This is a genomic window from Tenacibaculum sp. M1.3A (assembly GCF_057732375.1).
The window spans coordinates 563,171-573,070 of the sequence record NZ_JBYJEF010000002.1; the positions used below are offsets into that span (position 1 = coordinate 563,171).

Annotated in this window: 12 protein-coding genes; 10 read left to right on the forward strand and 2 right to left on the reverse strand. The window is 31.3% G+C overall.

The window, feature by feature from the left end; translation table 11 throughout:
- The first annotated feature begins 70 nt into the window (after positions 1–70).
- Positions 71–268 carry a Lacal_2735 family protein gene (locus AC28QF_RS05255; protein ID WP_488202410.1) on the forward strand — a complete coding sequence of 66 codons (198 nt, stop codon included), beginning with the start codon at positions 71–73 and terminating at the stop codon, positions 266–268.
- Here the strand turns inward: AC28QF_RS05255 and AC28QF_RS05260 are convergent.
- Together AC28QF_RS05260 and pyrF are read right to left on the reverse strand one after the other, a co-directional pair.
- The gene (locus AC28QF_RS05260) at positions 251–1,042 is read right to left on the reverse strand and encodes an ABC transporter substrate-binding protein (protein WP_488200420.1); all 792 of its coding nucleotides are present in this window, start codon (positions 1,040–1,042) and stop codon (positions 251–253) included. The genes AC28QF_RS05255 and AC28QF_RS05260 overlap by 18 nt on opposite strands.
- Before the next feature lie 4 nt (positions 1,043–1,046).
- A complete protein-coding gene (gene pyrF / locus AC28QF_RS05265; RefSeq protein ID WP_488200419.1) occupies positions 1,047–1,859 on the reverse strand; it encodes an orotidine-5'-phosphate decarboxylase in 813 nt (270 codons plus the stop codon).
- A gap of 63 nt (positions 1,860–1,922) precedes the next feature.
- Here pyrF and AC28QF_RS05270 point away from each other — a divergent pair, with 63 nt between their 5' ends.
- The 9 genes from AC28QF_RS05270 to AC28QF_RS05310 form a co-directional block, all read left to right on the forward strand.
- The gene (locus tag AC28QF_RS05270) at positions 1,923–2,999 is read left to right on the forward strand and encodes an ABC transporter permease (protein ID WP_488200418.1); all 1,077 of its coding nucleotides are present in this window, start codon (positions 1,923–1,925) and stop codon (positions 2,997–2,999) included.
- A 1-nt stretch (position 3,000) separates the two neighbouring features.
- Positions 3,001–3,483, forward strand: a complete 483-nt coding sequence (locus AC28QF_RS05275) for a TlpA family protein disulfide reductase (protein ID WP_488200417.1) — start codon at positions 3,001–3,003, stop codon at positions 3,481–3,483.
- Between the two features lies 1 nt (position 3,484).
- Positions 3,485–3,976, forward strand: a complete 492-nt coding sequence (locus AC28QF_RS05280; protein WP_488200416.1) for a TlpA family protein disulfide reductase — start codon at positions 3,485–3,487, stop codon at positions 3,974–3,976.
- 45 nt (positions 3,977–4,021) lie between these two features.
- Positions 4,022–4,513, forward strand: a complete 492-nt coding sequence (locus AC28QF_RS05285) for a TlpA family protein disulfide reductase (protein ID WP_488200415.1) — start codon at positions 4,022–4,024, stop codon at positions 4,511–4,513.
- Positions 4,514–4,538: 25 nt separating this feature from the next.
- Entirely contained in the window at positions 4,539–5,297 is a 759-nt protein-coding gene (gene tpiA / locus AC28QF_RS05290; protein ID WP_488200414.1) for a triose-phosphate isomerase, read from the forward strand.
- Complete coding sequence (prmA, locus tag AC28QF_RS05295; protein WP_488200413.1) at positions 5,297–6,130, forward strand: 50S ribosomal protein L11 methyltransferase; 834 nt, start codon at positions 5,297–5,299, stop codon at positions 6,128–6,130. The genes tpiA and prmA overlap by 1 nt, the downstream gene beginning before the upstream one ends.
- A gap of 5 nt (positions 6,131–6,135) precedes the next feature.
- On the forward strand, positions 6,136–6,411 hold the full coding sequence (locus AC28QF_RS05300) for an ATP-dependent Clp protease adaptor ClpS (protein ID WP_488200412.1): 276 nt from the start codon (positions 6,136–6,138) through the stop codon (positions 6,409–6,411).
- Between the two features lies 1 nt (position 6,412).
- A complete protein-coding gene (locus AC28QF_RS05305; protein ID WP_488200411.1) occupies positions 6,413–6,685 on the forward strand; it encodes a hypothetical protein in 273 nt (90 codons plus the stop codon).
- Between the two features lie 605 nt (positions 6,686–7,290).
- Positions 7,291–9,900, forward strand: a 2,610-nt coding sequence (locus AC28QF_RS05310) for a VCBS domain-containing protein (RefSeq protein ID WP_488200410.1), incomplete at its 3' end; no start/stop codon positions are given.

A 9,900-nucleotide genomic window follows, 5' to 3' on the forward strand; every position in this document is an offset into this window, starting at 1 on the left:
GCAGTTTGTTTTTATGTGGTTGTAATTCAAATATTTATGTATATTTATGAACCGCATAACTAAATTTAAAATGTCAAGAATTAATCAGCTAAAAACATATAGAAAGCATCTAGAGGAAAGGTATCGTAAATTGGTGGAAAGAGCGAATGATTATAAGTATGAAGATGAATGCAAAAGCGATCGTTCCGCTTTTAAAGCAATGCAAGTGTTAGAGAAACTGAATAGAGTTAAATATTTAGATAAAGATACATCAAGTTATATTATGTAGTTTTTTAAAATAATTAAAAGACTTTAATAATCTACTACCATACCACGAAAACATTTCGCCGTCAACTAAAATTACTTTAGCGCTATTACAGTATTTTTTTAGCTCTTCAATGTGTTTTTCTTTAAACGGATATGGTTCCGATGAAAGTAATATTAAATCAGGTTCGTCATTTTTAACAAGCTCTTGTAAATCTATTTCTGGATAACGCTCTTTGTTGTTGTAGATATTATGAAACTTGTTTAACGCTAAAAGGTGGTTGATAAAAGTATTGTTTCCTGCAACCATCCATGGTTTTTTCCAAATAAAATAAGCTACTTTTTTAGCTGTTTTGGTTTTGATAAATAATTGAAAATCATTCAATTTATCGTCTAATTCTTCCGTTATTCTACTTGCCTGTGTTTTACAAGAAAGAATTTCTCCGTATTGAAGTATTAGCTCTTTTGAATCATCAAGGGTAAAAATATCAGAAACATGTGTTGGAGCAATTTTCTCACAAGCTTCTACGATTTCTTTGGTGTTCTCTTCTTTATTACAAAGAATAATATCAGGCTTTAAAGCCTTAATTTTATCAATATTTATGGTCTTTGTACCGCCAACAACTGTTTTGTTTTTTCTTAAATAAGTTGGATGAACGCAAAACTTTGTAACACCAACTATAAAATCTTCTAAACCTAAATCAACCAGTAATTCTGTTTGACTAGGAACTAAAGAAATTATTCTTTTTGGAGTTTCTGGCAATTCAAAAACTCTATTTATTTGGTCTTTGAACTCCATGTTTTTAGTTTAAGACAACACTCATTTGTAACTGTAATTCTGCTGCTTTTTTAGCTGCTTCACTAGCAAATTTTTCGTTGTTAGATGCGTAAATAATTCCGCGAGAAGAGTTTATTAACAAGCCAATATTTTCGCTCATTCCGTATTTACAAACATCTTGTAGGTTTCCGCCTTGTGCGCCAACACCAGGGACTAGTAAAAAACTATCAGGAACAATTTTTCTAATTTCTTTAAAGTATTCGGCTTTGGTAGCACCAACAACATACATTAAGTTTTCTGAGTTTTTCCAGTTTTTTGATACCTTTAAAACTTCTTTATATAATTCATTATTATTGACGCTTAGCGTCTGGAAATCGAATGCGCCTTGGTTAGATGTTAACGCTAACATAATGGTGTGTTTATCTTTAAAAGCTAAAAAAGGCTCTACAGAGTCTTTTCCCATATAAGGTGCCACGGTAACTGAATCGAATGCTAAATCTTCAAAAAAAGCTTTAGCATACATGGTTGAGGTGTTTCCGATATCGCCACGTTTTGCATCTGCAATGGTAAAAATTTCAGGATACTTTTCGTTTAAGTATTTTATTGTTTTCGCTAAAGATTTCCAACCTTTAATTCCGTAAGCTTCATAAAAAGCAGTATTCGGTTTGTAGGCAACGCACAAATGATGAGTTGCATCAATAATTGCTTTGTTAAAGGCAAAAATAGGATCTTCTTCTTTTAATAAATGTGGTGGTATTTTGGTTAAATCGACATCTAGGCCGATGCATAAAAACGATTTTTTTCTTTTAATTTCGTTAACTAATTGTTGTGTAGTCATGTGTTGTTGTAAAAGTTACACAAAAGTACACTTTTTTAACACTTTCTTTTATCTTTGTTATATATGTTTCAATATATAATTAATAAAATTCTCTACGGATTCTTAACCTTATTTGGAGTCGTTACAGTTATTTTCTTTTTGTTTAATGTATTGCCAGGCGATCCGGCAAGAATGATGTTAGACCAACGAGAAGATACTGAACAGCTGAAGAATATACGACAAAAGTATGGTTTTGATAAACCTATATTTACACAATATTTGTATTATTTAAATGATGTTTCGCCGTTATCGTTACATAGCAATAACACTGATGATTATACTTTTTTATCCGAAGGAAAATATACTGCTCAAAAATTATTTACGATAGGTAAAGTGCATTTGGTGGTTAAATATCCATATTTACGACAATCATTTCAAAAAAACGGAAAGAATGTATCCGAAGTAATTGCAGAAACATTACCAAATACCGCAGTTTTAGCAATTTTTGCAATTGTAATAGCGTTGCAGTTAGGAATCGCTTTAGGCATTTTATCAGCTTTATATAAAGATACTTTTTTCGACAGAATTATAGCGGTAATAAGTACATTAGGAATGAGTGTTCCGTCTTTTTTCTCGGCAATTTTGTTTGCTTGGCTTTTCGGATTTGTATTACATGAATATACGAGCTTAGAAATGACAGGTAGCTTGTATGAAGTTGATGATTTCGGAGAAGGAATGCGTATTCAATGGAAAAACTTGTTGTTACCAGCAATTGTATTAGGTATTCGTCCGTTAGCGGTAGTAATACAATTAATGCGTAACTCGTTGTTAGAAACGATGAATCAAGATTATATAAGAACCGCTAAAGCAAAAGGATTAACTATGTATCAGGTAATTCGTAAACATGCGTTAAAAAACTCATTAAATCCGGTAGTAACTGCAATTTCTGGTTGGTTTGCATCGATGTTAGCAGGAGCTGTTTTTGTGGAGTATATTTTTAATTGGAATGGTTTGGGTAAAGAAATAGTAAACTCGCTAAACACGTTAGATTTACCTGTAATTATGGGAAGCGTGTTAGTCGTTGCAACATTATTTATATTGATAAATATATTGGTTGATGTTATTTACAGTTGGTTAGACCCGCGAATTAAATTAAACTAAAATGAGAATATTTTTATTTTTGATAGCCCTTTTAATGTTGAATAGTTGTGCAGTTTTTCAACCAACATCTTTTACAAATGATGCTTTAGAGGAGAAATTGGTTACAATTGATAGAGATTCTATTACATTACGAGAGGTCTTGGCAAATAATAAAGGGACGAAGCAGTTTGTGCAAGTTTTTGCAACGTATTGCCCGGTAAGTCAAGATAGTTTTGAAGATGTTGCTGTGTTGCAAAAAGAGAATCCATCAATTAAATATGTTTTTTTGTCAGTAGATCATTCTTATTTCGACTGGAAAAGAGGACTTGAGAATATTAAAGTAAAAGGACAACATTATTACATCCCAAAAAAAGGAAAAGGGAAGCTAGGTGCATTTTTAAACTTAAAAACAATTCCTAGGTTTATGATTGTTGATGAAAAAGGAGAAATTAAACTTTTTAAATCATCAAATGTGTCTAATAAAATTAAAAATAAGATTAAATAGTATGAAAAAAAGTATCGTATTCGTTTTTATAACAATGCTGTTAGTAAGCTGTTCTGTTGAAAATCCTACGGAGTTTTCTGAAAAAGCATTAAATGATGTTTTTACATCTATGAATGACGAAGAAGTAAAATTTAAAGAAATTTTAGTTAAAAATAAAGGTAAAAAAATAGTAATTGATGTTTGGGCTTCTTGGTGTAAAGATTGCCTTGAAAATTTACCAGACGTTAAAAAGCAGCAACAAGAAAATAGTGAAGTTGCATATTTATATTTGTCGTTAGATAGAGATTTAGATTCTTGGAAAGAAGGAGTTAAAAGATTGGGGTTAAAAGGGCAGCATTATTTTATGAAATCTGGTTGGGAAGGTAGTTTCGGGAAGTTTTTAGCGCTAAGTTGGATTCCTCGTTATTTAGTGATTGACAAAGAAGGAAAAATAGCAATTTTTAACAAAACAAAGATCACAGATATCGAAATTATTAAGGAGTTAAAAAAATAATGTATTTTTAACTGTTAAATTTTACCAAAACTTTAAAAAAAAATTATGAAAAAAATTATTTACGTATTCGTTTTTGTTTTATTTGCATCTTGTAACGCAGAGAAACCAGCTGCTTTTTCAGAAGATGTTTTAAATGAGAAATTTTTAACGTTAGACGAAGAATCAATCACGTTTAAAGAGATTTTAGCAAAACATAAAGGGAAAAAAATAATGTTCGAGCTTTGTGCTTCTTGGTGTGCAGAATGTATTTCAGGAATACCGGATATAAAAAAATTAAAAGCAGAAAACCCAGATGTTGTTTTTGTATTCTTATCAATAGATAAAACAGTTGAGCAGTGGAAAAAAGGAAAAGAACGATTTTTTAATATAGAAGGAGACCATTATTTCTTGCCAGCAGCTCTTAAAGGAGGGTATGCAAAAGGTTTAGGTATAAAAGATGTGCCAAGTTATATGGTTGTAAATGAAAAGGGAATTACATCTTTGGCGCACGTAGCAGAATCTATAGATCCGAGGATGAAAGCGGCATTAAGTAAGTAATAAAAACATAAATTATATAGTAATTTTGAGAAAAAAAATAGTTGCAGGTAACTGGAAAATGAATAAAAATCTTGATGAAACTAAAGCGTTAATCAAGCAGATAAAGAAAGGAACAAAAAAGCAAATAGGTGATGATACGCGAGTAATCATTGCACCTAGTTTTGTGAATTTGAATACAGCAATTAAAAGAACTAAAAAATCTGAAATTGAAGTAGCAGCACAAAACATGCATCAATCTAAAAATGGTGCTTTTACAGGAGAGGTTTCTGCAGATATGTTAACTTCTTTAGGGTTAAGTTTAGTGATTCTTGGTCATTCTGAGCGCAGAGAATATTTTGGAGAAACAAATGAACTGCTTGCTAAAAAAGTAACCACAGCGTTAGAGAATAATTTAGAAACAATTTTTTGTTTTGGAGAGGTTTTAGAAGATCGAAAATCAGAAAATCACTTTAAAGTTGTTGAAAATCAATTAAAAGAAGGATTGTTTCACTTAAAAAAAGCCGATTTTTCTAAAATTATATTAGCTTATGAACCAGTTTGGGCAATAGGAACCGGAGAAACAGCATCGCCGGAGCAAGCACAAGAAATGCACGCTTTTATTAGAACAACTATAGCGAATGAGTATGGAGGCGAAGTGGCTGAAAATATTTCAATTTTATACGGTGGAAGTGTAAAACCAACAAATGCTAAAGAAATTTTTTCTAAACCAGATGTTGACGGAGGATTAATTGGAGGAGCAGCTTTAAAAGCTGATGATTTTGTAGCTATAATTAAATCAATTTAATGGATAATATTTATATAGAGTATATTTTTGAAGTATCACCTAAAGAACCAGCAACTGAAATTTTAATAGCTGAATTAGGTGAAATTGGTTTTGAAAGTTTTGTAGAGAATGAAAACGGAGTTACCGCATACATTCAGAAAAATGATTGGAAAGAAAACTTATTAGAAAACGTTTTTATTCTAAAATCAAACGCATTTTCAATCAATTTTAAACACAACGAAATCGAACAAACAAATTGGAATGCCGAGTGGGAAAAAAACTTTAATCAAATTCAGGTAGATGACCAGGTAAGTATTAGAGCACCATTTCATGAAAATCCTAACTTAAAGTACGATATTGTTATAGAGCCAAAAATGAGTTTTGGTACAGGGCATCATGAAACTACACATATGATGGTGCAACATTTAATTAATTTAGATGTAGCCAATAAAAAAGTGTTAGATATGGGATGTGGAACCGGAATTTTAGCAATTTTTGCTGAAATGAAAGGCGCTAATCCAATAGATGCTATAGATATTGATGCTTGGTGTTACGAGAATTCGTTAGAAAATGTTCAAAGAAACGGATGTAAAAATATTACCGTTTATGAAGGAGATTCTTCTCTTTTAACGAATAAAAAGTATGATATTATTATTGCAAATATTAATCGTAATATCTTGTTAAGTGATATGAAAACATACACAAGTTGCTTAAATGAAAACGGTGTTTTATTGTTAAGTGGATTCTATAAAGAAGATATTTCTATTATAGACGCCGAGGTTTCAAAGCACGGTTTAACATTAAATAAAACAATTAACAGAAATAATTGGGTAGCTTTGCAGTATCAAAAATAGCGTAGATGAGTACAATAGAAAAAATACAAGAAGAGCTAGATGTCTTAATTCAAGAAACAAAAAAGCACGAAATTATTTTACATAATGATGATGTAAATACTTTTGATCATGTAATTGATAGCTTAGTAGATGTTTGTGAACATACTTTAGAGCAAGCAGAGCAATGCTCTTTTTTAGTTCATTATAAAGGTAAGTGTGCTGTAAAAACAGGTGAATATAAAGAGTTAGAAGCTATGTGTTCTAAATTATTGCAATTAGGTTTATCAGTAGAGATTGTTTAGTATGGAGAATGTTTTTAGATATTATGAGTTTTCTGATTTTTTAAAAGACGAATCGGAGGCATTTTTAGGAAATGAAATTTGTTTTTCGATATTAAATGAAGAACATTTTTTAATTTTCGAAAAAAATAAAGAAACCTATAACTTATATGTTTCTAAGTATAAATCAAAAAAAGAAGTTGGTTTAAAACCACCTGAAATATTAGAGTTATTGATAAATGATTACGATAAATCATTGCCAGAGCATCGAATAATTTTAAGAAAATATTTAGATTAAAAAACCTCAAAAAAAACTTTTTTGAGGTTTTTTTTTGTTTTAATGTGACTATTTAAAAAAAGCGGTGTCATAACAAGTGTATAAGTAATGCAATTAGTTAAAATAAAAAATCATCCCTTAACGTAAAGAACTTCTCTGAGTAAAACAAAACCCCTTTAGATCTTTTTTAGATCTTGTTAGAAAAGAGAAGTATTTACATAAACACGTTATAAGGATTTAAAAATAGTAGTAGTTAGTTTTATACTAAGTTTGGTTAGATGAAAAGGTCTTAAAATATTAATTTTAAGGCCTTTTTTAAAATGTTAAAAAAAATACAAAAAAGTCTTTTATTTTTATTAAGTTTGTTTAAGCTGTTCATTTTTAGTGCAACTTTCTGAAAAAGATGATGTTATTTGAGTAAAGAAATGTTTAAATAGATTCAGTTTTTAAAAACTGATTTTATGCTATTGCAGGTTTTAATTTATTGGTAGACCTGTTAAAAATTTAAAGATAATTAAAGGAAATAACTACTTTATTGAGTTTTTAAAAACCAAAAGGTGTTATTTATTGTATATAATATAGTGTTGAACACTATAGGAGTTTATTATAATTTAAATTGTTTTTTTATGAAAAAAAATTACATTTACCCCCCGAAGAATGTAGTCTCTACATTCTTTCTGTTTCTATTTGTTACCATGTTTTCTTATGGTAAGCCTATTGATCCTATTAAGGTTTCAAACGCTAATTGGTGGGAAGGGTATTTCGGTAAAATAACAACAAAAATAGCTGTAAGTAATACTTTTTTAAGAAGTAATTCTTCAGCAATGTTTGCTGTGACTGCGTTCGATTTAGATACAAGTTCTGGAGGAAACGACTATGTTGTGGAATATTATAATTCTAATGCTTATGTGCCATTAACAAATAATCCAGTGCTAACATCGAGCACTGATATTCAATCAGTAATTATTTTAATAAATGGAGTTCAAGATGGTATTAATGAAGATTTTACTATTTTAAGAGATGATGGAATTAATTATTTTGATTTTGATTCTGGTAGTGCAGATGGTTCTTTTTTCGATATAATTGTAAATGGAGTTAATTTTGAGATTAGTAAAAATAGTGCTACGCAATATAGCATTCGCGCTTATAATCCCTTTACTTTTGCTTATATAAATACAGCTCCAATTAACTTTCAAGATCTTTTACAAGATAGGTTATTTTATAGAAATACGGCTGTGCCTGTCACTAATGTTAATATTGACAGGATCTTTACTTTTTTTACTTTTGATGACGTTGGGCAACAGGGTGCTAACCCACCATCTACGTTCATTAAATACGTCAGAAACGTTGTAGATGACACAAATTCAGTAGCCGCTAATAATACGGGTACTATTGTTGGTAATGTCTTATCTAATGATTCAACAAGTCAAGGTGTCTTACAAGTAGATGATATTAATTTATATCAATCTTCTGTAGGTGTTGTCTATACAACTCTTTATGGTAGTATTACAATACAAGCAGACGGTAGTTATGTGTACGATGTTGATGAAGAAAATACTACAGTTACAGGTTTAAAAAATGGAGAAACAATACAAGATATTTTTTCATATACAGCAATTGATAATGTTGGCTCAGATACAGGTATTCTTTCTATAGATATAAATGGAGTTACAGAGCCGCCGGTTGCTAAAAATAATTTGCAGGATATCATTGTAGATACAGTAGTGGCTGCTAATAATAATGTAGTTGGTAATGTTATTACAGATGAAGGACCTGATGGAGCTGATGCGATCGATAGAGGATTGTCACAACTAATTTGGGAAAGTCAATTTACCAATGGAGAAACAGTTAACGGAAAATCTAGGACCATCACAGGAACAACATTAGATTTTACGACAATAGATGTTAATGCTATTGGTGTTATTGGTAATCAGACAGTTAATTATGGGACTAACGGAGGTCATTCAGGGTATTTATTTTATAACATAGATCCAGCAGCAAATACGCCTGGAGCAACTACAGATTTGGTTATCGATTTTGATAAGCCAGTATTTAACTTAGGTTTCTTAGTAACTGATATTGATTACTCTCAAAATAATACTTGGCAAGATCAAATAAAGATAGAAGGAACAACAGCCGCAGGTACTGTTGTGTCAACTTTTAATTATGTAACAACAGAAGATGTTATTGCAACAGGAAATCCTACCTTTTATGGAACAGGATCTGCACCAACAACAGAAGCTACAGGAAATATAAACGTCTTTTTTACAGAGCCAATAGATCAATTAAAACTGAGCTATAGTTATGGGCCTGATGTAACGGCAACAGATCCAGATGGTCAAATAGCAGGGGTGTCAGACATATATTGGCAAGATGAAGCTTCGGTTGTTGTGATAGAATTAGAGAGTACGTCTGTTCCAGCAGGGGGATTAACATTTGTTGGTACTTATGGTACGATAACAATATTTCCTGACGGTAGTTATACATATGATGTTGATGAAACAAATCCAAATGTTCTTGCTCTTCTCTTAGGAGATGAGCTTACAGAAGATTTTGATTATACAATTTCAGATGGCTCTAATCCTGCTGATGCACAGCTAATCATAACAATTAAAAGTAGTGCTTGTACAGTTTCTGCAGCTTCTAGTACAGAAACACTTTGTGTAAACACAGTTTTAACAAATATTACTCATAATACAGCAGGAGCAACAGGTGTTGCTAATGACGGTGTTTCAGGAGCAAATGGTTTACCTTTAGGAGTAAGTGCTTCATGGGCTTCAGATATAATAACTATTAGTGGTACTCCAACTGCTACAGGAACTTTTAATTATAGTATTGAGTTAACAGGTGGTTGTAACCCTTCGGTTAATGCCACAGGAACAATTACGGTAAATGCATTAGACGATGCAAGTTTTAGTTATGGCGCAGCTGCTTATTGTGCAGATGCAACCGACCCAACCCCAACAATTACAGGATTAGCAGGCGGAACATTTAGTTCAACAGCAGGATTAAGTATTGTATCAGGAACAGGATTGATTGATGTTAGTGCATCAACACCAGGAACATATACTGTAACATACACAACAGCCGGAACCTGTCCAAATAGTGCAACAACAAGTGTAACTATAAATGCATTAGACGATGCAAGTTTTAGTTATAGCGCAGCTGCTTATTGTGCAGATGCAACCGACCCAACCCCAACAATTACAGGATTAGCAGGCGGAACATTTAGTTCA

Bases quoted from the DNA above. Each gene is read 5' to 3' on its own strand.
- pyrF (WP_488200419.1), bottom strand. From the start codon at position 1,859: ATGACTACACAACAATTAGTTAACGAAATTAAAAGAAAAAAATCGTTT.
- AC28QF_RS05255 (WP_488202410.1), top strand. From the start codon at position 71: ATGTCAAGAATTAATCAGCTAAAAACATATAGAAAGCATCTAGAGGAA.
- prmA (WP_488200413.1), top strand. From the start codon at position 5,297: ATGGATAATATTTATATAGAGTATATTTTTGAAGTATCACCTAAAGAA.
- AC28QF_RS05300 (WP_488200412.1), top strand. From the start codon at position 6,136: ATGAGTACAATAGAAAAAATACAAGAAGAGCTAGATGTCTTAATTCAA.
- AC28QF_RS05260 (WP_488200420.1), bottom strand. From the start codon at position 1,042: ATGGAGTTCAAAGACCAAATAAATAGAGTTTTTGAATTGCCAGAAACT.
- AC28QF_RS05270 (WP_488200418.1), top strand. From the start codon at position 1,923: ATGTTTCAATATATAATTAATAAAATTCTCTACGGATTCTTAACCTTA.
- AC28QF_RS05275 (WP_488200417.1), top strand. From the start codon at position 3,001: ATGAGAATATTTTTATTTTTGATAGCCCTTTTAATGTTGAATAGTTGT.
- AC28QF_RS05305 (WP_488200411.1), top strand. From the start codon at position 6,413: ATGGAGAATGTTTTTAGATATTATGAGTTTTCTGATTTTTTAAAAGAC.
- AC28QF_RS05285 (WP_488200415.1), top strand. From the start codon at position 4,022: ATGAAAAAAATTATTTACGTATTCGTTTTTGTTTTATTTGCATCTTGT.
- AC28QF_RS05280 (WP_488200416.1), top strand. From the start codon at position 3,485: ATGAAAAAAAGTATCGTATTCGTTTTTATAACAATGCTGTTAGTAAGC.